The organism is Streptomyces griseus subsp. griseus (assembly GCF_003610995.1).
Lineage (GTDB): Bacteria > Actinomycetota > Actinomycetes > Streptomycetales > Streptomycetaceae > Streptomyces.
Window position 1 is genome coordinate 2,627,702 of the sequence record NZ_CP032543.1, and the last position, 22,639, is coordinate 2,650,340.

The following is a 22,639-nucleotide window of genomic DNA, read 5'->3' on the forward strand; positions in this document are numbered from 1 at the left end:
AGTGGCAGGTGCGAGGATGCCTCCAAGCACGGATCTGACGGGTCGGGAGCCCGGGGTCCGTGACGACCTGTACGGACGACCTGTCCGTGCCGGGCGGGGGGAATCACAGGGCGTTTCCCCCTGCCGGGCACCCCGCGCAGAAGGGACCGCCGACGGCGATGCAGATCCGGCTGACCGTCCTCGCGCCGCGCAGCGGCCAGACCCCGGCGCGCGCCTGCGACGTGCTCGTCACCGCCCCCGCCGGGACGGCCCTGGCCGCCGTCGCCTCCGGGCTGGCCCAGGCCGTTTCCGGGCCCGAGAGCTCCCAGGGGGGCGGGGCGGTGGTCCTCTTCGCCGGGCGGGAGCGGCTGGACTCCCAGCGCATCGCCCTCGGTGAGCCGCCGCTGATGGACGGGGCGGTGCTCTCGCTCCAGGTGCCGGGTGAGGACGAGGCGACGGACGGCCCCGTTCCGGCCCAGCTCCATGTGGTCGCCGGGCCGGACGCGGGCGGGGTCCATCTGCTGCACGGCGGGCAGATCCGGATCGGCCGCTCCGCCGAGGCCGACGTCCCGCTGGACGACCCGGACGTGTCCCGGCTGCACTGCGCGGTGACGGTCTCCGAGGACGGCCGGGTCTCGGTCGCCGACCTGGGCTCCACGAACGGCACCTCGCTGGACGGTACGGAGGTCCGCGACCGGCCCGTCCGTTTCCCACCCGGCGCCCTGCTGCGGCTCGGCGAATCGGCCCTCCGGCTCACGGCGGGCCCGCGCCCGGTGACGCTGCCGACGGCCCCGGACGGCGAGGGCCACCTGCGGGTGAGCCGCGCCGAGCCGGAGCAGCACACGCCGGCCCCCGCGTTCGGGGGCCCGTCGTCCTCCTGCTCGCGCGCGGAGCCGGAGGGGTACGAGGGGCCGGCGGGGTACGAGGGCCAGGAGCCCGACGGCCCCGAGACGGCCGCGCGGCAGGGCACCCATGGCGGCCGGGAGCAGTTCCCGGGCGGGCACGTGCCGTTCGCTCCGACGGGCGCGAGCACGGGCGGCCGGGAGCCTTCCGGTGCGGGCGAGGCGCCTCGGCGTGGGGGCATAGGTGCCTGGGCCCGGCGGCTCAAGGGCGGCGGGAAGGCCGAGCAGGCTCAGGGCCCCGATCAGACGGCCCGGGGCCCCTGGCCGGGGGCGGGCGCCTCCCCGTCCGGCTGCGCCGACTCCCCGGAGGCCGCGCCCCCCGACCCGTACGCCCCCTCCTTCGCCTCGTCCGGTGATGCGGGAGGCCACCTCGCCTCCCCCGCCTCACCCCAGTCCCCCTTCTCCGCCGTGCCGTCCGCGCCCGAGGGCACCTGGCCGGACCCGGCGGCGGTGCTGCTGACCGCGCTGGGCCCCGGGCCCCGGCTCTGGGAGCGCCACGACGGGCACCCGGAGGCGCTGGTGGTGCGGCTCGGGACGACCGAGCGGGCCGATGTGCCGTCGGTGCCGGTGACGGTGGGGCTGCGGGAGGCCGGTTCGCTGGGTCTCGCCGGGCCGCGCGCCCGGCTGGCGGGGCTGGCCCGCGCCACGGTGGCGCAACTGGCCGCGCTGCACTCCCCCTTCGACCTGGAGATCGTGCTCATCTCCACGGACCGCTGCCGCTCCCTGGAGGAGCGGCGGCGCGAGTGGTCCTGGCTGGGGTGGCTGCCGCATCTGCGCCCGATGCACGGGCAGGACTGCCGACTCCTTCTCGCCTACGACCGTGAGCAGGCGGCCGCCCGTACGGCCGAGCTGGTCCGCCGCCTCGACGAGGGCCCGCTCGGTCCCGGCTGGCCGAACCTGGAGCGCACCGAGGTGGCCGACGCGGCCCGCGCGCACTCGGGCCCGCACACGGTGGTGGTGCTGGACGGCGACCCCGGTACGGCGGCGCTGCGCGAGACGACGGCACGGCTGGCGGGTGCGGGGGCGGCGGCGGGCATCCATCTGATCTGCCTGGCCGAGACCCCGGCGGCCTCGCCCACCTCCCCGGTGGACGCGACGTACGACGCCGCCTGCCGGGCCTCCATCGCCTTCCGCGAGTGCGGGGCGGTGGCGATGCTGAGCGGCGATGTGGCGACGGCGTTGCGGCTGCTGCGTACCGCGGGCGGTCAGGCGGCGGGGCACGGCGCGGTGGCCGCGGTGGACGCGGTCTCGGCCGCCTGGGCCGAGCGGTTCGGGCGGGCGCTGGCGCCCCTGCGCGACGAGGGCTCGGCCGCGCTGGCGGGCCGCCCCACGACGGCGGCGCTGCCGCCCTCGGCCCGACTGCTGGACGAGCTGGGCCTGGCCCGGGCGACCCCGGCGTCGCTGATGGCCCGCTGGGCCTCCACGGCGGACCACCAGCCGGGTGCCTCGGCCCCGGCGGCCGTCCCTCCGTCCCGCGCGGACCTGGAGACCCCCGGCTCGGGCCGCACCCTGAGCACGGGCCCCCGCGTGGGCCCCCAACGCACGGTCACCCCGGACGGCCACCGCTCCCAGGACACCTCCGCTTCGGGCCGTACGCCGCACCCGGGCGCGGGCGAGGGCGGCTCGGGCCGGACGGCGTACCCGGGCGCGGCGGAGGACCGGGGCTCCGGCCGCACTCCCCACCCCCGGGCCGACACCCGGGACTCCGGCCGCACCCTCTACCCCGGCACGGACGACCTGGACCACGGGCACACCCCGTACCCGGCCGCCGAGGCCCATGGCTCCGGGCGTACGCCGTACCCCGCACCCACCGCCCCCCGCGTGGGCCCGCAGGCCGGTGAGGCGCAGGTCAGTTGCCCGCCGCACGCCGGGCGGCCCGTGCTCGTGCTCGGGGCCGGGCCCCGGGGTGCCCTCAGCGTCGATCTCGCCGACGAGGGGCCGCACCTGCTCATCGAGGGCCCGGCGGGCAGCGGCCGTACCGAGCTGCTGCGCGCCATCGCCGCCTCCCTCGCCTCCGCCGCCCGGCCCGACCGGCTCGGCATCCTGCTGGTCGACGGCGCCGGCGGGAAGCCCGAGGAGCGCGACAGCTCAGCACCGGGGCTGCTCCCCTGTACGGAGCTGCCGCACGTCTTCACCCACCTCGTCGCCTCCGACCCGGTCCGGATGCGGGAGTTCGCGCAGGCCCTGGGCGGCGAGCTGAAGCGCCGCGCCGAGCTGCTCGGCCCGCTGGACTTCACCGCCTGGCACGCCCGGCAGGCGGAAGCGGCCCAGCGGCAGGAGGAGCCCCGGCGCATCGTGGGCCAGCGTCCGCCGAGCGGCGCCGAGCGCCGGGGCGACCTGGACTCCCCGGCCAGCGGCACACTGCGGCTGCGCCATGTCGCCGCCCGGACGCCGGACCCGGGCCCCTCGCCCCTGCCGCGCCTGGTCGTGCTCGCCGACGACTTCGACGCACTGGTCGCTCCGGGGCTCGGCAGCCCCGGCCGCCCCTCAGCCGGTTCCGTGGTGCGGGCGCTGGAGGCCGTGGCCCGGGACGGCGGCCGGCTCGGGGTGCACCTGGTCGCCACCTCGGCGCGCCCGGACCGCACGGAGGACACCGAGCTGGCCCGGGGGGCGCGGCTGCGCATCGTGCTGGACGCCCCGGTCCTGCCGCCCTCACCCGACGAACCGGCCCCGGGCCGGGGCAGGCTGGGCCACCCGGACGGCCGGGTGACCCCGTTCCAGGGAGGCCGCGTCACGGGCCGCATCCCGCGTACGGCGACGCTGCGGCCCACCGTCGTACCGCTGGAGTGGGAGCGGATGGGCGATCCGCCGACCCGCCGCCCGGTCCGCGAGCTGGGCAACGGGCCGACGGACCTGGCACTGCTGGCCAGCGCCCTGGAGCGCGCGGCCCGTTCGGTGAACGCCGAGCGGCTGCCCCCGCTGATCCCGTTCCCGCCGTGAGCCCCTGGGCCGGACGATGGGGACGAACCTGACGAGCCCCTGACCCCGCCCCCCCCGTTATGTTTTTCGCGGTCCTGCAAGAGGGCCGCTGGCCTCCGGGCCCGGCATGACTGTTGCCCCCTGTCGAACGGATGACCTGGGGGGGTGGTGTCACCGGGCCCGAGGGGTGCCGTCGGAGACGCTGATGAGAGGTCCGACCACCGCCCGGCCGGGCGCAATGCCCGGCCGCTTACGGGCGGCAGGTCTGCATAACGTGGATGCGCGAGAACGGCCCCGACGCCCAGGCCAGCACGGGTATCGAGCAAGTGGGGGCACGATGATCGACACCAGCGGCGTAGGCGTCTTCCTGGGCCTGGATGTCGGCAAGACCGCTCATCACGGCCATGGACTGACCCCGGCCGGTAAGAAGGTCTTCGACAAGCCGCTGCCGAACAGCGAGCCTAAACTGCGGGCCGTCTTCGACAAGCTCCGCGACAAGTTCGGCACCGTCCTCGTGGTCGTGGACCAGCCCGCCTCGATCGGCGCCCTCCCGCTCGCGGTGGCCCGCGACGCGGGCTGCCACGTCGCCTACCTGCCCGGACTGGCGATGCGGCGGATCGCCGACCTCTACCCCGGCGAGGCCAAGACCGACGCGAAGGACGCCGCGGTGATCGCGGACGCCGCCCGCACCATGCCCCGCACACTGCGCTCACTGGAACTCACCGACGAGATCACCGCCGAGCTCACCGTGCTCGTGGGCTTCGACCAGGACCTCGCCGCCGAAGCCACCCGCACCTCCAACCGGATACGCGGCCTGCTCACCCAGTTCCATCCCAGCCTGGAACGAGTCCTCGGACCACGCCTGGACCACCAGGCCGTCACCTGGCTGCTGGAACGCCACGGATCCCCGGCCGCCCTGCGGAAAGCCGGCCGCCGCAGACTTGTCGAGCTGATCCGCCCGAAGGCCCCGCGCATGGCACAGCGGCTCATCGACGACGTCTTCGACGCGCTCGACGAACAGACCGTCGTCGTCCCCGGCACCGCAACCCTCGACGTGGTCATCCCGTCCCTGGCCCGCTCGCTCGCGGCCGTCCACGAACAACGCCGGGCCCTGGAAGCCCAGATCAACGAACTGCTGGAGGCCCACCCTCTTTCCCAGGTCCTGACGTCGCTGCCCGGCGTCGGCGTCAGGACCGCCGCAGTCCTCCTGGTCACCGTCGGCGACGGCAGTTCGTTCCCGAGCGCCGCCCACCTGGCCTCCTACGCCGGCCTCGCACCGGCAACCAAGTCGTCCGGGACCTCGATCCACGGCGAACACGCACCCAGAAGCGGAAACCGGCAGCTCAAACGCGCCATGTTCCTCTCCGCGTTCGCCGCCCTGCACGACCCCGCATCCCGCACCTACTACGACCGCTGCCGAGCCCGCGGCAAAACCCACACCCAGGCCCTCCTCCGCCTCGCCCGCCACCGCATCAGCGTCCTGTTCGCCATGCTCCGGGACGGCACCTTCTACGAGGCACGCCAGCCCGAGGTAGCCGCCGCATGACCACCTCGGGCTTGACGAAGGACATAGAGGCACCCCCCCCCCCCCCCCCCCCCCCCCCCCCCCCCCACGCGAGGCCACGGACCACCGGCCATGACGAGCCCCGACCCCGTCGGCCGCCACCGCCCCGAACCGCGTGCCCGACCTGGCACTCCTGTCCCTGCCCGCCCGTTCCTCACCTCATTCCGCCGCATTACCCGGCATCGGCTGATGTGACGTCACGAGGCCATCACGATCACCGTGTTGGCCCCGACGGCGGTATTGCGGGGCCCGTGCCCCGGGCGTAGGACTGTGCGCACGGACGACGCAGCCCGGGCGACGACAACGTGGTCGGGCGCGTACGGAAGAGACGGGGCAGGAATGCGTACAACCCTTTCCATACGCAGGGCCGCGCTCGTCCTCACGGCGGTCGGCGCTCTGGCGCTGACCGGCTGCGGGGACGGCGGCGGGTCGAAGAAGTCGGGCGACGGGACGGACAAGGGCACCGACAGCGCCCCCACCGTCACCCTGCCGAAGCTGGACGGGGAGAACATCTCCGTGGCCGCGGTCTGGACTGGACCCGAGCAGGCCAACTTCACCAAGGTGCTGGGCGAGTTCGAGAAGCGTACGGGCGCGAAGGTCACCTTCGTCCCGGCCCAGGACCCGATCGTCAACTTCCTCGGTACGAAGATCGCGGGTGGCCAGCCCCCGGACGTCGCGATGATCCCGCAGGTCGGCGCCATCCAGCAGGCGGTGGCCAAGAAGTGGGCCAAGCCGGTCGGCGACGAGGCGAAGGCCCAGCTGACGAAGAACTACGCCAAGGTCTGGCAGGACCTCGGGGCGGTGGACGGCACCCAGTACGGCGTGTACTTCAAGGCCGCCAACAAGTCCCTGATCTGGTACAACGCGGCGGCGTTCGACAACGCGGGCGCGAGTGAGCCGAAGACCTGGAAGGACTTCATCACCACCGCGGAGACCATCTCCGCCTCCGGTGTCACCCCGGTCTCCGTCGCGGGCGCCGACGGCTGGACACTCACCGACTGGTTCGAGAACGTCTACCTCTCCCAGGCGGGCCCGGAGAAGTACGACCAGCTCGCGAAGCACGAGATCCCGTGGACCGACCCCTCCGTCAAGGACGCGCTGACCACGCTGGCCGAGCTGTTCGGGAAGCCGGAGCTGATCGCGGGCGGCGCGGACGGGGCGCTCCAGACGGAGTTCCCGACCTCGGTGACCCAGACGTTCACCGGCGGCGACCAGCCCAAGGGCGCCATGGTCTTCGAGGGCGACTTCGTCTCCATCAACATCGCGCAGACCGAGGCGAAGATCGGTACGGACGCCAAGGTCTTCCCGTTCCCGGCGGTCGGCTCGGACTCCCCCGTGGTGACCGGTGGCGACGCGGCCGTGGCGCTGAAGGACTCCAAGGGCGCCCAGGCGCTGCTGACCTGGCTGGCGTCGGCGGACGCGGCGAAGATCTGGGCCGAGGCGGGCGGGTTCATCTCGCCGAACAAGTCCCTGGACGTGGCCGCGTACCCGAACGACGTGCAGCGCACGATGGCCGAGGCGCTCGTCGCGGCCGGTGACGACGTCCGCTTCGACATGTCCGACCAGGCCCCGCAGTCGTTCGGCGGGACGCCCGGCAAGGGTGAGTGGAAGATCCTCCAGGACTTCCTGAAGAACACGAAGGACATCGCTGGGGCCCAGCAGAAGCTGGAGTCCGAAGCGGCCAAGGCGTACAAGAGCTGACGCGGTGGCCACCACGAACGCGGAGGGCGCCGGTCCGGCGTCCTCCGCCTCCGCAGACACGGACCAGCGCCCGTCACCGAAGCCCGGCGGCAGAGGTGTGACCGGCACCCGCAGGGTCATCGCGGCGGCGTTCCTGCTGCCCGCGCTGGTGCTGCTCGGCGCCCTGGTGCTCTATCCGATCGGCTACTCGGTCTACCGGTCGTTCTTCGACCAGGCGGGCACCAGCTTCGCCGGGATCGACAACTACACGGCGCTGTTCACCGACGACACGATCCTCACCGCGGTGAAGAACAACGCGATCTGGGTGGTGTTCGCCCCGACCGTCGCCACCGCGCTCGGCCTGATCTTCGCGGTGCTCACCGAACGGATCCGCTGGGGCACGGCGTTCAAGCTGATCGTCTTCATGCCGATGGCGATCTCGATGCTGGCAGCGGGGATCATCTTCCGCCTCGTCTACGACCAGGCGCCCGAGCGCGGGGTGGCCAACGCCGTCGCGGTGGGCGTGCACGACACGTTCAACGAGTCGGCCGGCTACCCCAAGGCGCGTCCGCTGCCCGTGCACCCGCTGGAGAAGGGTGCGGGCGGGTCGTTCGTCTCCAAGGAGCCGGTACGGGCGGGGGAGAGCGTCCAGGTGCCGCTGGTCGGCGTGGCCCCGGGCAAGATGCCGGGCGACGCCCGCCCGGCGAAGGCGGCCCCGGCGGCGAAGGGTGACGAGATCACCGGCACCGCCTGGCTGGACTTCACCCGGGGCGGCGGCGGGAAACCCAATGTCGTCGACCCGGAGGAGCTGGGCCTGAAGGGCCTGAAGATCGAGGCGGTCAGGGACGGCAGGGTCGTCGCCACGGCGACCGCCGGGGCCGACGGGGTGTTCACCCTGCCCGCGTCGGCGGACGGCGCCCAACTGCGGCTGCCCGCCGACAACTTCCGCGAGCCGTACAACGGCGTCGACTGGCTCGGCCCGTCCCTGGTGACCCCCGCGATCATCGGGAGTTACGTGTGGATGTGGGCCGGGTTCGCGATGGTGCTGATCGCGGCCGGTCTGGCCGGCCTGCCACGCGAGCTGCTGGAGGCGGCCCGGGTGGACGGCGCCAACGAGTGGCAGGTGTTCCGGAGGATCACCGTGCCGATGCTGGCCCCGGTCCTGGCGGTGGTGCTGGTGACGCTGATGATCAACGTGTTGAAGGTCTTCGACCTGGTCTTCATCATCGCGCCGGGCTCGTCCCAGGACGACGCCAACGTCCTGGCCCTCCAGTTGTACCGGTCCTCGTTCGGCACGGACGCCGACCTGGGTATCGGCAGCGCCATCGCGGTGCTTCTGCTGCTGCTGGTGTTGCCGGTGATGCTGTTCAACATCCGGCGGATGAGGAAGGAGGCACGGCGATGAGTACACCCCCGACCACACCTGCGAGTTCACCACCGAGCACGCCCCCGAAGCTCAAGGCCGAGCAGTCCCTCGGCGCCCGGATCGCGGCGCGCCTGGGCGGCGGGGCGATGCGGGTCTTCCTGATCCTGGTCGCCCTGTTCTGGATCATGCCGACGATCGGCCTGTTCCTCTCCTCGCTCCGCGGCCCCGAGAACATCGCGGCCACCGGCTGGTGGAAGATCTTCACCGCCCCTCCGAGCTGACCTTCGACAACTACCAGCGGCTGCTGGACAATTCGACGATCACCGGCTCCCTGGTCAGCACGGTCATGATCACCGTGCCGTCCACCGTCCTGGTGGTGGTGATCGGTTCGCTCGCCGGGTACGCCTTCGCCTGGATGGACTTCCCCGGCCGCGACTGGTGGTTCCTGCTGGTCGTCGGGTTGCTGGTGGTCCCCGTGCAGGTCGCGCTGATCCCGGTCTCCGAACTCTTCGGCACCATCGGGATCTTCGAGACGACGCTCGGGGTGGTCCTCTTCCACACGGCCTTCGGGCTGCCGTTCGCGATCTTCCTGCTGCGGAACTTCTTCGCGGAGATCCCGCGCGAACTGCTGGAGGCCGCACGGCTGGACGGGGCGGGCGAGATCCGTCTCTTCACCCGGGTCGTGATGCCGCTGGGCGGTCCGGCGATCGCCTCGCTCGGGATCTTCCAGTTCCTGTGGGTGTGGAACGACATGCTGGTGGCGCTGATCTTCGCGAGCTCCGACTCGCCGCCGATCACCGTGGCGCTCCAGCAGCAGGTACGCCAGTTCGGCAACAACATCGACGTCCTGGCGCCGGGCGCCTTCGTGTCGATGGTGATCCCGCTGGTGGTGTTCTTCGCCTTCCAGCGGCAGTTCGTGTCCGGCGTCATGGCGGGGGCGGTCAAGTGACCCCGTAACGCGTGCGCCTGCCCCTGCGTACGACACCACCGCACAGCCGTACGTCAACCGGAAGCGGTCCGGTTCCCCGGAACCGGGCCGCTTCGCCGTGCGCTTCGCCCGAATGCCACGTCCGGCGTAACCCTGTCATTCCATCCGACGTTTGCGGGCCACCTGGTTCCCGCGAACGACCCATGGATGTGTAGTGCCCCGGTTCACTGTCATCGTGCCCGCATTCCGGGTCCAGGCGTATCTGCACGCGTGTCTGGATTCCGTGCTGAGCCAGTCCTTCAAGGACTTCGAGGTCGTCGTGGTCGACGACTGCTCCCCGGACGCCTGCGGCCCGATCGCCGACGAGTACGCCCGCCGGGACCCCCGCTTCACCGCGCTCCACCTCCCCGCCAACTCCGGCCTGGGGCCCGCCCGTAACGCCGGGATGGAGCGGGCCACCGGCGACTACCTGATCTTTCTGGACGGCGACGACACCCTCCTCCCCGAGGCGCTGCGGACCATCGCCGACCGGCTCGGGGCGACCGGCGACCCCGACGTCCTGATGTACGACTACGCGCGGACGTACTGGTCGGGCCGGAGCGTACGCAACGTCCTCGCGGACCGCCTCGACGAGCGCGGCCCCGCCTCCTTCCGGCTGGCCGACCGCCCCGAGCTGCTCCACCTCCTCATGGTCGTCTGGAACAAGGCGTACCGCCGTGCGTTCGTCGAGGCCGAGGGGTTCACCTTCCCGCCCGGCTACTACGAGGACACCCCCTGGACCTATCCGGTGCTGATGTCGGCCGGGTCGATCGCGGTCCTGGACGCGGTCTGCGTCTCCTACCGGCAGCGGCGGCGCGGCAACATCCTCTCCACCACCAGCGAGAAGCACTTCGACATCTTCGAGCAGTACGACCGGGTCTTCGCGTTCCTCGACGCGCGCCCCGAACTCTCCGTGTGGCGACCCGTGTTGTTCCGCCGGATGCTGGACCACTTCTGCGCCGTGTACGCCTCCCGGGACCGGCTCCCCCACCCCCGCCGCGCCGCCTTCTTCCGCCGGGCCTCCGCCTCCTGCCGCCGCTACGCCACCCCCGGTGCCCCGGTCCCCCGCCGCGCCCTGCTCCGCCACGGGCTGCTGCACCTGGGCGCCCGCCGCACCTACCGGGCCCTGGCGGCGGGCCGGCGGATCGGCGACGGGCTGCGGCGGGGCGTCGCCGCCCTGCGCCGGGTGGTGCGGGGCGCGGCGCTCCAGGCGCACTACCGGGTCCAGCTGCGGCTGCCGCTGCGCCCCCGGGACGCGGTGTTCGCCGCCTGCGGGGGCGGAGGGTACGCGGGCAGCCCGGCCGCGATCGAGGCGAAGGCGCGCGAGCTGGTCCCGGGGCTGCGGACCGGGTGGATCTGCCGCCCCCTCGACGCCCCCACCCTGCCGCCCGCCACCCGCGCCCTGACGCCGGGCTCCTTCGCGTACTGGAGCGCCCTCGCCCGCTCCACCTACCTCGTGAACGACACCGCCTTCGACCGGCGGCTGGTGAAGCGGCGCGGCCAAGTCCTCCTCCAGACCCACCGCGGCACCCCCCTCAAGACCATCGGCACCGACCTCCTGGACCGCCCGGCCGCCGCCCGGTCCACCGACTTCGAGCAGCTGCTGCGCGACGTCGACAAGTGGGACTTCGCGCTCTCCGCCAACCCGCACTCCACGCTCGTACGGGAGCGGGCCTACCCGTCCGCGTACACGACGCTCGAACATGGCTCCCCGCGCACCGACGTCTACCACCGCGCCGACCCCGCCGACGTGGCCCGGCTCCGCGAGACGCTCGGCATCCCGGCGGGCGCCACGGCCCTCCTGCACGCCCCCACGCACCGCGACTACCGGCGCGTCCAGCGGCCCACGCTGGATCTGGAGCGGCTGGTCCGGGTGCTGGGACCGCAGTTCGTGATCCTGGAACGCGCACCTCATGGCCACCAGCGCGGTGGCGACCGTACGCGTACGACGGCGCATCCCCGGATCATCGACGTCACCGGGCATCCCTCGCCGGAGGCGCTGGCGCTCGCCTCGGACGCGCTGATCACGGACTACTCGTCGCTGATGTTCGACTACGCCAACCTGGACCGTCCGGTGGTCCTGCATCTGGACGACATCGAGGCGTACGAGGCGGCCCGGGGGACCTACTTCGACATCACGGCGTTCCCGCCCGGCGTCGTCGCGCGCAGCCAGGACGACCTGTTCGACATCTTCGCCACCGACCACTGGCGGGGCTCGCGCTCGGCGCAGCTGCGGGCGGCGTTCCGCGCCCGGTTCTGTCCGTACGACGACGGGAACGCGGCCGAGCGGGTGGTGCGGCGGGTCTTCCTCGGCGAGACGGACGGGCTGCCGCTGCCCGTGCCGCCTTCGGCCCGGCGGGCGGCCGTCCCGGCGCAGCAGCATCCGGCGGGGGCCCGGGCCGCGCAGGGCTGAACCGGCGCCCCGCGCTCGGGTCCGGCCCCGCGCCCACCGACGGCGCCGTCCACCCGGCCTCACCGCTCCAGGAACGCGAACAGCTCCTCCCAGCGCCGCGCCACCTCCCGCTCGGAGAACCGCTGGACCCCGGACCGGGCCCGGTCGCCCAGCGCGTCGCGCAGCCGGGGGTTGCCGGTCAGCCGGAGGAGCCGGTCGGCGAGGGCGGCGGTGTCCCCGGCGGGGGCGAGGAGCCCGTCCTCGCCGTCCCGGACGATCTCGCGGACCCCGGGGGCGCAGTCGAACGCGGCACACGGAACCCCGCTCGCCATCGCCTCCAGGAGGGCGAGCGGGAAGCCCTCGCCCCGGGAGGACTGGACGAAGACGGAGGCGTCCGCGAGGGCCCCCTCCACGTCGTCCGTGCGGCCCATCCACTCCACGGACCCGTCCAGGCCCAGCCCGGTGCACCGCTCCCTCAGCGCGGCCTCGTCCTCGCCCGTCCCGTACACACGCAGCCGCCAGTCGGGGCGCTGCGGGGCGACCAGGGCCCAGGTGTCGAGGAGCAGGTCGATGCCCTTCTGGTCGGTGAGACGGCCGATGCTCGCCACGGTCCTCGCGGTGCGCGGCGAGGGCACGAGGGGCAGGAGGGCGAGGGCGTTGGGGAGGAAGCCGACGTTGTCGAAGCCGTCGCCCGCCCACCGGTCGGCGTCCTCCTCGGTGAGGACGAGCCAGTGGTCGATGTCCTTGTAGTGGTTCCTGATCCAGCGGTAGCGGTGACTCGCGCGGGAGTAGTCGTAGGACTCGTGACTCATCCCGATGGTCCGCAGCCCGGTGGTGTCGGCCTCCCCCACCCACTCCATCGCCCAGACCTGGGTGACGACGACGACCGCGCCGGGCCGTGCGGTGGCGAAGAGTTCGGAGAGGTGCTCGACCGCCCGCCGCTTCGCCGCGGCCCGGGCCGCCTCCCGGCGCCGGGTGGGGATGCGGAAGCGGTCGCGGATGCCCTGGGGGGCCCAGGGGGTCGGCGGGTGGGCCGGGTAGAGGGCGGTGACGGGGTGGCCGGGCCGGGCGGGCAGGGCCATCTTCCGGTCGGAGGCGTGGATGCCGACGGTGTGGACGCGGTGGCCCTGCTCGGTGAAGAGGCGGGCGGTCTGGTGCATCCAGGCGGTGACACCGCCGAGTTCGTCGGTGCTGTTGGAGACGATGAAGATGTCACGGCTCATCGGCCGGCCCCCGGGCGGTGGTGGTGGTCGGTGGTACGGGAGGCGCCCTGCCGGGCGAACACCGCGGCGACGACCTGGCGGGCCGCGTCCCCCCGGTCGTAGGCGCCGAACTCCGCGGCGAAAGCGGCCCGATGGGAGGCGTGCCGGATGTCGGACTTCTTCAACTCGGCGATCTCCGCGAAGAGTTCCTCCTGTGTCGCGGTCACCGGGCCCGGTGCCCTCTCCCGCAGGTCGAAGTAGCTGCCGCGCTCGGCGGCGTACGTGTCGAGGTCGGGGGCGTACAGGACGACGGGCCGGTCCAGCAGCGCGAAGTCGAACATGATCGAGGAGTAGTCGGTGACCAGGACGTCGGCCAGGGCGAGGATCTCGCTGACGTCGTGGTGGCGCGAGACGTCGATCACCGTGCCGGGCGGGCAGACGGGGAGCCGGGCGGCCTCCAGGTAGTGCGCCCGGACGAGGAGGGTGTGCGTGTCCCCGAACCGTTCGGCGAACTCCCTGACGTCCAGCAGGAGTCGGCGCCTGGTCTGCTTTCCGCCCGCCGCCGGGCCGCCCCGGAACGTCGGCGCGTACAGCACCACCTTCTTGTGGTCGTCCAGCCCCAGCGCCCCGGCCAGCGGCGGCCGTGGCAGCCGGCCCTCGCTCTCGGCCCGGGTGCGCTCGGCGGCCAGGGCGTCGTTGCGCGGGTAGCCGGTGCGCAGCAGCCGCTCCTCGGGGAGGCGGTAGGCGCGGGCGAGGGTGTTCACGTCGTGCTCGGAGCGGACGAGGAAGTGGTCGAAGCGGTGGACGGCCTGCTGGAGGCGTTCGCGCTGGGGGGCGTTCTGAAGGCGTACGCGGGTCTCGTCGAAGCCCATCCTCTTGTACGCCGAGCCGTGCCAGGTCTGGAGGTAGGTGGTGCGGGCGGGCTTGCGCAGGTGTTGCGGGAAGCCCTGGTTGTCGACCCAGAACTCGGCGCGGGCCAGCGCCCAGAGGTACCGCCAGGACCAGCGGCGTACGAGGCGGGCGTCGGCCGGGAAGCCGTCCGGGGAGGTGTCGTAGGACCAGGTGGAGCGGAGCCTCAGCCCCTGGCGGCGGATCTCCTCGTGGAGGGCGCGCGGGCTGTCGCCGTAGCAGCGGCCCATGTGGCTCTCGAAGACGACGGAACCCCGGCGGACGGGGAGCCGGGTGAGCCAGGCGTTGTAGGCGGTCGCCTTGAAGGACCGGGAGCGGTAGCGGTCCAGCCGCCTGCGCAGGGCGCGGGTGAGGAGCCTGGCCTGGCGGGCGGGGCGGAAGTGGGTGGCGTAGCGGACCAGGCGGTGGGCGGTCCGGGCCGGGCTGCGGCGGGCGGTGAGGCGGAGGGCCAGGTGGTCCTTGAGGGTGATGTAGGGCTCCCAGGTGTCCCCGGCGAGCCGCCCGAGCCGGGGCCGGGCGGCGAACCGGACCGCGCCCCCCACCACGTCCTGCGGGCCGAAGAGATCACTGACGGACCGGACCCCTCCCGCCGCCACGATCAGCCGCGCGTCCCAGGCCGTGTCGCGGATGCCGACGGGGCGCAGGAGGCGGGTGACATCGGCGCGCGCCCCCCAAGTGATCCCGTTCCCGTCGCGGCAGACGTCGTCCACCGGGAACGCGACGGCGCGCGCCCCGCCCCGGGCCCGGAACTCCAGGGTGGCGGTGAAGGGGGTGTCCGGGGCGCCGTGCGGGGGCAGCACGAGGCGGCCCTCCAGCAGCAGCCTGCCCTCCTCGGCGGTGCAGCGGGTGAGCCTGTTCATCAGCCGGGCCTCACCGAACACCCGGTACCGGTGCCCCAGTTCGCTGACGTCCACAGGACAGCGGTCGTCCCACTCCACCCGCCCGTCCTCGCCCCCGACGACCGGGGCGCAGACGGTCGCGGGACGGCTCAGCGCGTACGCCGCCGTCAGGACGCCCTCCGCGTCGCCCCGGGCCAGCAGAGTGGCCGCGACCCGCTCCAGCGGCGGCAGTCCGTCCGGCACGGGCGCGGTCAGGACGCGGGCGGCCGTGGCGGCGGTCCGGGTGCGGCGGGCGGCGGGGAGCCGGGGGAAGGCGCGGGCCAGCGGCACCAGGTGGTCGCGCACGAAGGCCCGCTCCCGCTCCTCGCTCAGCGCCGGAAGTCCTTGCGCGTCGAGGGTGTTGGCGACCCGGCGGTGGGCCTCCACCAGGGCGGTGAGGTCGCGGGCCCGGTCGGGGACGGCCCGGCCGGTCACGATCAGCCGCCGGACGAGGGTGATCCGGCCCACGGCTGCGGCGGCCAGCGGGCCGAACAGGATCTCGCCGTGCGCCAGGTCCTCCTCGTACCGCAGCCCATGGCGCCGGGCAGCCTCGCGGCGCAGACAGAACCCGGTCACCAGGGCGTCCCTGACCACGAGTTGGGGCGCGTCGGTGAAACGCGGGACGGTACGGGAGCGGGCGTACAGCTCGTCCTGCCACGGCGGCTCCTGCTCCTTGCCGCCCTCGCCCACGGCCCGGCTCCACCGCCCGGCCACCAGGTCGGCGCGGCTGCGCTCACCCGCCTGCCAGAGGTTGCGGCAGGCGTGGCGGTGGAGGCGCTCACCGGGGGTGAGGACGAGGACGTACCGGCCGGCCGCCGCGTCGAGGCCCGCGTTGCGCAGGGCGCCGGTGGTGCGGACGGCCGGGTCGGCGTGGATCAGACGGACCCGGTCGGGGGCGGAGTCGGCGAGGGTACGGGCGGCGGTGCGGAGGATCGCGTCGGTGCCGGAGGCGAGGACGACGACGGCCTCGGAGCCGCGCAGCGACTGGCCGAGGACGGAGGCGACGGAGGCGCGCAGGGCGTCGGCGTCGCCCGGGCCTTCGCCGCTCTCCCCGCCGCCGGTGATCACACAGCTGAAGTCGGTCATGCCTGCACCCCCTCGGCCCCCGAGGCGTCTTCGGTCCGGGACTCGCCCTCGGGCCCCGGGCCCTCCTTGAGCATCCGGTCGACTACCCGCGCCGCCGCGCTCCCGTCGTCCAGATCGCAGAACGCCTCCCGGAACCGCTCGTACGCCCCCGCGTGCCCGGCGACGGCGGCCTCCGGATCGCGCAGGGCGGCCACGACACCGGCGGAGTCGGGGATCAGGGGCCCGGGGGCGCGGTGCTCGAAGTCGAAGCAGAAGCCGCGCAGGGTGTCCCGGTAGTGCGCCAGGTCGTGGGTGTGGAAGAGCATCGGGCGGCCGGTCTGCGCGAAGTCGAACATGATCGAGGAGTAGTCGGTGACCAGGACATCGCTGATCAGCAGCAGTTCGGCGACGTCCGGGTGGCGCGAGACGTCCCGGACGAAGTCGGTGTCGGGGACGCTGCCGCCGACCAGGTAGTGGCGGCGCACCAGGAGGACACGGTCACCGCCGAGGGCCTCGCGGGCCTGGTCCAGGTCGAGTTGGAGGTCGGCGTCGTACCGCCCGGCCCGCCGTGGCCGGTCCTCGCGCCAGGTGGGGGCATACAGGATCACCCGCCGCCCCTCGGGGATCGCGAGCCGCTCCCGTACGGCGGTGGCGACCTTGGCCCGGTCGGGCGCGTACAGCAGGTCGTTGCGCGGGTAGCCGCACTCCAGCACCTCGCCCGAGTAGCCGAAGGCGCGGCGCAGGACCGGGGTGGAGAAGCTGTTCGGGGAGACGAGCAGGCTCCACTGGGCGGACCGGTGCTCCATGGAGGCCATGTAGGCGGCGTCCGCGTGCGGGGTGCCCGCGAGGTCCCGGCCGATGCGCTTGAGCGGGGTGCCGTGCCAGGTCTGGACGACGCACTGCCCCTCGGCCCGCTCGAACCACTGCGGCAGATGGGTGTTGGTGACGACCCAGCGGCTCCGGGCGAGCGCCTCGTACCACTCGGCGCTGTGCAGGGCGATGGCGCGGACGCCCTCGGGCACGGCCGCCTGCTGGTCGCGGACGACCCAGAGGTGTTCGATGTCCGGTGCGCGGGCGGCCAGTTCGCGGTGGATCGCGCGGGGCGAGTCGGAGTGCTGGCGGCCGTCGAAGCTGGAGTAGAGGGCGGCCGGGCGCAGTTGGCCACGGTCGGCGGCGCGGAGTCCGGCGTACCGCTCGCGCTGGACGCGCTGCCCATACGGTCCCTGTTCGCCGACCGGGAGGGCGCTGCCGGACTCCAGGACGAGCCGGTCGTGGTGGCGGCGCTGGAGGGTGAACGTCCTGCCGCTCAGCTCCCGTTGAAGCGGCAGGTCCGCGTGGAGCTGGGTGGCCAGGCGCAGGGGCCGGTACGCGTCGGGGTCGCGTTCGCCCGGCTCACGGAGGAAGAGGTACCAGCGCCCCTCGGCCGGCGGCAGCGGCCCGCCGGGACCATCGACGGCGGCGGGGCTGACGACCGCCCGGAAGCCGCCCCCCTCCTCCAGCTCACACGCGAGAACAGCCTCTTCATGGTGGCCGCTGTGCCGCAGGATCAGCTCGCCGATGGTCCCGGACGGCTCCGGAAACGCCCCTTCGAGGACCAGCTCCCCGCCCTCGGCCCACGCCGCGGAGGTGACGACGGGCTGTACGGCCCGGTCGGTGAGGACGAGGTCGCCGGACGGGTTCGGGGCCGCGTACAGCTCGCGTCCGCCGGGGAGCGGGAAGCGGCCGTCCTCGGCGTCCGTCCGGGCGGCCACGGTCAACCGGTCTTTTCCGCCCACCAGTTGTACGCCCCAGACCTCGTCCCTGCCACGGAACGCACTGAGCGGGATCTCGGCGGCACGGGACCCCAGGGAGCCGCGCAGCGCGAACTCCTGGATGTCCTTGGTGCGCCACTCGGTCAGCCGCAGAGCCACCGGCCCGTCGTCGTCGAGGACCTTCACCTCCAGGTGGAGGGAGCCGTCGGTGACCGAGTGGCCGGTCAGGAGGGCCGCGATCCGCTCGGTGCGCAGCTCCAGCTTGTTGCCGGAGAGGACGGGGACGACCCGGGTCCGCTCGTCCGTGTACAGGGCGGCGGGCGGGGCCGGGGTGCCGGTGAGCCGCATCGGGCCCCGGCGGAGGCGGCCCGCGCCGAACAGGACGGACTCCAGCTTCCATGTCGTACGCCCGGCCTTGCCCATGCTCTTGCTCTTGCTCTTGGTGGCGATGGCGCGCGGGTCGATGACCGCCTCGAACCCGGCGTGCGCGTACCGGTGCAGGGAGCGTCCGGAGCGGGCGGTCGCCTCGTCGCCACCGGTGCCGTCGGTGGACCGCAGGCGCAGCGGGACCAGCCGCTTCCCGGACCGCAGCCAGCCGAGCCGGGGCGGCCCGCCGGGGGCGTTGCGTACGTAGGCGTACCCGGTCAGCCGCAGCAGCCCGTCCCGCCACACGGCCTCGGTGAGGTGGGCGTGCACGGGGAGGTCGGCGGGGGTGAGCGCGGTCGCGGCGGGCGGCAGCGGGTCGCGGACGGCGGGGTGGTGGGCGCGGGGACGGAGGAGGCCGCGTACGTGGAAGGCGTCGCGGTCGCCCTTCTCCTCGCCGAGCAGCGCGAGGAGTTCGGCGATCCGGCGCTCGCGGATCAGCTGCCACTTGACCCGCAGATCCAGCGGCAGGCCGGCGAAGACGGCCGGATCGACGGTGGCGGCGAAGGCCCCCGCGTGATCGAGGAAGGCCTCGTGGAACTCCTCGTCCCCCTCCGGCAGCGCCTCGATGAACAGCCACAGGTCGCCGGAGAGCACGTGCGCGTCGTAGCGCCGCCTGGCCTCGGCCAGGCCGGGGCGGCCGGCGAGGAAGTCGCTGACGGTGGTGACGGCGGTGACCCGGTCGCGGATGCCCTGGGGGACGGCCCGGCGGGTGGTGATCGACCCGTCGCGGTCGCGCCAGTGGTAGACGGGCTCCTCGACGACGTCGACCGAGCGGGCCAGGAAGTGGGCGGGCAGGACGACGGCGATGTCCTCGTAGAGCACGCCCGTCGGGAAGGCGAAGGCGTGCTCGTCCCAGAAGGTGCGGCGGAACACCTTGTTGCAGGCGATGCGGTCGCCCAGCAGGATCCAGTCGCGGGTGACGTGGGTGGCCGGCCGGGCCTTCTCCATCGGCTTGCGGAACATCGGGGACTGTTCCAGCGCCCCGTTCGCCCGCAGCCGCAGTACGTTGCCGGTCGCGAAGTCGGAGCCTGAGGTGTCGAGTTCGGCGAGCATGCGCTCGTACGCGCCCGGAGGGACGATGTCGTCGCTGTCGACGAACGTGAGGAACTCCGCGGCGGGGTCCGCCTCGCGCACACCGGCGTTACGGGCCGCGCCGAGCCCGGCGTTCTGCTGCCGGATCAGCCGGAAGCGGGGGTCGCTGTCGGCGAACTCCGCTGCCACGACGGGCCCGTTGTCGGTGGAGCCGTCGTCGACGAGGACGACCTCCAGGTCCGCCATGGTCTGTTCGGCGAGCGAGGTCAAGCAGGCACCGAGGTACTCCTCGACGTTGTAGAGGGGGACGACGACGGTGAGACGGGGTGCCATCGCAGCGCACGATCCTTCCGGGCGGACGACATCGGGGAGATGACCATCGAGGGGTATGAGGGAGCCACGGTGTACAACCCGCGCCCCCGGGCCCGGTCACCCGAGGGGAGCCATTCGGGTGACGGAGCGGGCGGGGTCACGCGCACGGGGGCGCGCCGGTGACACAGCCGAGCCCCGTACCGGAGAGGGGCACGGGGCTGGGGCCTGCCGCAGGTCAGGTCCGGCAGGTCAGGGCTTGACGGCGATGCGGCCCTCGTCCATGCGCAGCAGCAACAGCCGCTCACCGGTCTTGTCGAGGAACTCGTCGACGGCCTGGCGCGATCCCTGCCAGTAGCCGTAGTCGTCGATCAGCAGCACACCGCCGCTGACCAGCCGGGAGTAGAGGTGCTCCAACTCGTGCTTGGTGGAGGCGTACCAGTCGGTGTCCAGGCGCAGGATCGCGATCTGCTCGGGCGCCTGCTCCGGGACCGTGTCCTCGACCCGCCCCTGCACGTAGTGGACGCGCTCCTTCGGGTACGGGACGTTCTCGAACCCGGCCTGCACGTCCTCCAGCGAGGCGACCGCCCAGATCGGCCGGTCCTTGCCCTGGGCGTCCAGCAGCTCCTGTGCCGGGCGGCCGTCGCGCCGCAGGTCCTCGGCGGTGGGCGGGGTCATGCCCTCGTACGTGTCGAAGAGGTACAGCTCGCGCTCGGTCTCCCCGGCGGAGAGCAGGGTCCGGGCGCAGGCCTGCATGGAGCCGCCGCGCCAGACGCCGCACTCGACGATGGAGCCCGGGATGTCGTGCCGGGCGATGTACCGGGTGGCGAGGATGAAGGCGTTGAGCCGCTCCGGCGAGGTCATCGAGTACGGCTTGACCGCCCGGATGATGTCCCTGGCCTCGTCGTCGTAGTCCTCCGGGAAGGCCGGGGAGGGCTTCTTCGCGGGGGACTTCTCCGCCTCGGGCCCCTTCGCCTCCGGCTTCGGGGGCGCCGGGGCGGGGGTCGAGGCCGCGAGGGATTCGGCCGGGGCCGTACGGGCGGCGGGCACCGTCACGCGCCTGAGCTGGTATCCGGTGAGCTGCTGAAGGACGCCGTTGACGGCGTTGCGCCAAGCCATGGACCCGGACAGTACGCGCGGTTTGTGGCGCATGTCACTTTTCGTCAACCTGCCATTGATCGGGGCGGATTCTGTTCGAGTGCGGGGGTCTGCGCGGGCAGGTCCTTCGGGCGCCCGCACCGCTCGCGCCCCGCGACGGGCTCGGGCAGCGGGACGGAGTCGACACCGCCGACCCGGTTCGCCCACCAGACCGCCAACTCCCTTACGGCGAACATCGTCAGCCGGGGGTAGCGCTGCGGCTTGCGGAAGACGCCGACGGAGTCGCCCCAGTAGGCGGCCTTCTTGTCGATGGCCCGGTAGTCGTGCCAGATGCCCTTCCGCGGCGGGAAGTCCGTGTAGGCCTCGCGGAGTTCGAGCCGGGAGTGAGCGGCGAGGGCCCGGAACCCGTCCGGGTAGTAGCGCCAGCAGTCCTGCGCATCGTGGACATGGCCGCGCGAGGGTGCGGTGATGAAGGCATGGCCGCCCGGCTTCAGCACGCGGGCGATCTCCAGCATGGAGGCCCAGAAGAACGGGATGTGCTCGAACGCCTGCCCGGAGAGCACGACATCGGCGCTGTTGGAGCGGGCGGGGATGCGGTACGGCTTCTTCATGACCGCGTCCACGTTGGGACCGTCCTGCACATCGACGCCGAAGTAGTCGATGGAGTGCCTGGCGAGGAGCGCCCGGTGGGTGCGGGTCTGCTTGCCGGAGATACGGGAGCCGAGGTCGACGACCCGGTAGGTGCCGTGGGCCGGCGAGGGCCCGTCGGCAGCCCCTTCCGCCGGCACTTGCCGCTGCCCTTGCCCCGGCCCTTCGACGGGCAGGTACTCCTTGATGCAGAGTTCCATCTGTTCGTAGGCGGACCGGTGCATGGACGTCTCCCAACCTCGCTGTGTACGTGAGCTGTCGGAATCAACGACCGCGTGGGGCAAAGGGGACGCCGAAGAACCGCCGTACGACCCGTTCCGCCGCGTGCCCGTCGTCGTACGGGCAGAACCGCTCCCGGAACGCGGTGCGCAGCGCGGCCGACGCGGGTGAGCGCCACTCCCCCGTACGGAACGCCTCGACCAGCTCGTCGGAGGTGGTGGTGACGGTGCCCGGGGTGTCGCCGAGCCGGCCGGAGAGCAGGTCGAAGTAGGTCCCGCGGGTGGTCCGGTAGGCGTCCCAGTCGGGGGCGTGGACGACGATCGGGCGGTCCAGGCAGGCGTAGTCGAAGGTCAGGGACGAGTAGTCGGTGATCAAAGCGTCGGCGGCCAGGCAGAGTTCTTCGATCCGGGGGTGTGCGGTGACGTCCAGGACCCGGCCGGTGCCGGTCGGGTCCTGGATGCCTGCGGACCGGCCGTAGAAGTAGTGGGCGCGCACCAACACCACGTACCGCTCACCGAGTTCACGGGTCAGGTGCTCCGGGTCGAGATCGGGTGCGAAGCCCTCGCGGTAGTCGCGGTGGGTCGGGGCGTAGAGGAGGGCGACCTGCCCTTCGCCGATGCCGAGTTCGGCACGGATCTTCGCGATGTCCTCGGCGGTGGCGGTGAAGTAGACGTCGTTACGGGGGTAGCCGAGGTCGAGGTGCTGGTAGGCCGGTCCGTCCGAGGGGGCCGGGTAGACGCGGTCCCAGACATCGGTGCTGTGCGGGTTGGCGGAGAGGCTGAAGTCCCACTGGCCCACGTGCGCAAGGATTTTGGCGAAGTCCGCCTTCCGGGCGAGGGCGGGGTAGGCGCGCTGGTCCAGGCCCATCGTCTTGAGCGGGGTGCCGTGGTGGGTCTGGAGGTAGCGCTGACCGGGGCGCTTGGTGAAGCCGCCGGGGAAGCTGGAGTTGTTGACCAGGTACGTGGCGGTGGCCATCGCCCGCCAGTAGGGGCGCGAGCCCTCGATGACGTACGGCACACCCGGGGGCATCCGGTCGCGGTGCCGGGAGGAGACGGCCCACACGCCCGTGATGTGCGGGGCGAGTTGGCGCGCCTTGGCGTGGATGGCGGCGGGGTTGCAGGCGACGCCCCGGTTCCAGTAGGCCCCGTAGACCGCGAGGTTCGGGTCGAGGGGGCGGTGGAGGTCGGTGCGGTAGGCGGCCCGCATGACCTGCCTGCGGACGAACCGCTTCATGGATGCTCTGGTGGGCCTGGAGGGCATGGCAGCCGAGGGTAGTCGCGGCACCGGCCGCCGGGCTGCCCGCGTTCACCCGTTCGGGGCAGCGCCGGTGCCC

At 73.3% G+C, this 22,639-nt stretch carries 11 protein-coding genes and 1 pseudogene; 6 read left to right on the forward strand and 6 right to left on the reverse strand.

Going from position 1 to position 22,639, the window contains the following annotated elements:
• The first annotated feature begins 158 nt into the window (after positions 1-158).
• The 6 genes and pseudogenes from D6270_RS12045 (at position 159) to D6270_RS12070 (ending at position 11,790) form a co-directional block, all read left to right on the forward strand.
• On the forward strand, positions 159-3,821 hold the full coding sequence (locus D6270_RS12045) for an FHA domain-containing protein (RefSeq protein ID WP_109165408.1): 3,663 nt from the start codon (positions 159-161) through the stop codon (positions 3,819-3,821).
• Positions 3,822-4,137: 316 nt separating this feature from the next.
• Positions 4,138-5,346: an IS110 family RNA-guided transposase gene (locus D6270_RS12050; protein WP_109165139.1), complete on the forward strand. Its 1,209-nt coding sequence runs from the start codon at positions 4,138-4,140 to the stop codon at positions 5,344-5,346.
• 357 nt (positions 5,347-5,703) lie between these two features.
• Positions 5,704-7,065: an ABC transporter substrate-binding protein gene (locus tag D6270_RS12055; RefSeq protein ID WP_109165407.1), complete on the forward strand. Its 1,362-nt coding sequence runs from the start codon at positions 5,704-5,706 to the stop codon at positions 7,063-7,065.
• 97 nt (positions 7,066-7,162) lie between these two features.
• Complete coding sequence (locus tag D6270_RS12060; protein WP_109167484.1) at positions 7,163-8,449, forward strand: carbohydrate ABC transporter permease; 1,287 nt, start codon at positions 7,163-7,165, stop codon at positions 8,447-8,449.
• Positions 8,446-9,359 (forward strand): annotated as a pseudogene (locus tag D6270_RS12065) (carbohydrate ABC transporter permease). The gene D6270_RS12060 and the pseudogene D6270_RS12065 overlap by 4 nt, the downstream one beginning before the upstream one ends.
• 193 nt (positions 9,360-9,552) lie before the next feature.
• Complete coding sequence (locus tag D6270_RS12070; RefSeq protein ID WP_109165405.1) at positions 9,553-11,790, forward strand: bifunctional glycosyltransferase/CDP-glycerol:glycerophosphate glycerophosphotransferase; 2,238 nt, start codon at positions 9,553-9,555, stop codon at positions 11,788-11,790.
• A gap of 59 nt (positions 11,791-11,849) precedes the next feature.
• On the opposite strand, the gene D6270_RS12075 is transcribed toward D6270_RS12070, so the two are convergent.
• The 6 genes from D6270_RS12075 to D6270_RS12100 all read right to left on the reverse strand — a co-directional run bounded on the left by D6270_RS12075 (position 11,850) and on the right by D6270_RS12100 (position 22,539).
• Positions 11,850-12,992 (reverse strand): glycosyltransferase, encoded by a 1,143-nt coding sequence (locus D6270_RS12075; protein WP_109165404.1) that lies wholly within the window; start codon positions 12,990-12,992, stop codon positions 11,850-11,852.
• Positions 12,989-15,844, reverse strand: coding sequence for a bifunctional glycosyltransferase/CDP-glycerol:glycerophosphate glycerophosphotransferase (locus D6270_RS12080; RefSeq protein WP_109165403.1), 2,856 nt, complete (start codon positions 15,842-15,844; stop codon positions 12,989-12,991). Before D6270_RS12080 ends, D6270_RS12075 begins: the two co-directional genes overlap by 4 nt.
• Positions 15,841-19,365 (reverse strand): bifunctional glycosyltransferase/CDP-glycerol:glycerophosphate glycerophosphotransferase, encoded by a 3,525-nt coding sequence (locus D6270_RS12085; protein WP_109165402.1) that lies wholly within the window; start codon positions 19,363-19,365, stop codon positions 15,841-15,843. The genes D6270_RS12080 and D6270_RS12085 overlap by 4 nt, the downstream gene beginning before the upstream one ends.
• A gap of 228 nt (positions 19,366-19,593) precedes the next feature.
• Positions 19,594-20,493 (reverse strand): TylF/MycF/NovP-related O-methyltransferase, encoded by a 900-nt coding sequence (locus D6270_RS12090; RefSeq protein WP_204117130.1) that lies wholly within the window; start codon positions 20,491-20,493, stop codon positions 19,594-19,596.
• A gap of 11 nt (positions 20,494-20,504) precedes the next feature.
• Positions 20,505-21,311, reverse strand: a complete 807-nt coding sequence (locus D6270_RS12095) for a methyltransferase domain-containing protein (protein ID WP_109165401.1) — start codon at positions 21,309-21,311, stop codon at positions 20,505-20,507.
• 40 nt (positions 21,312-21,351) lie between these two features.
• Positions 21,352-22,539: a CDP-glycerol glycerophosphotransferase family protein gene (locus tag D6270_RS12100; RefSeq protein WP_204117218.1), complete on the reverse strand. Its 1,188-nt coding sequence runs from the start codon at positions 22,537-22,539 to the stop codon at positions 21,352-21,354.
• Between the last annotated feature and the right edge of the window lie 100 nt (positions 22,540-22,639).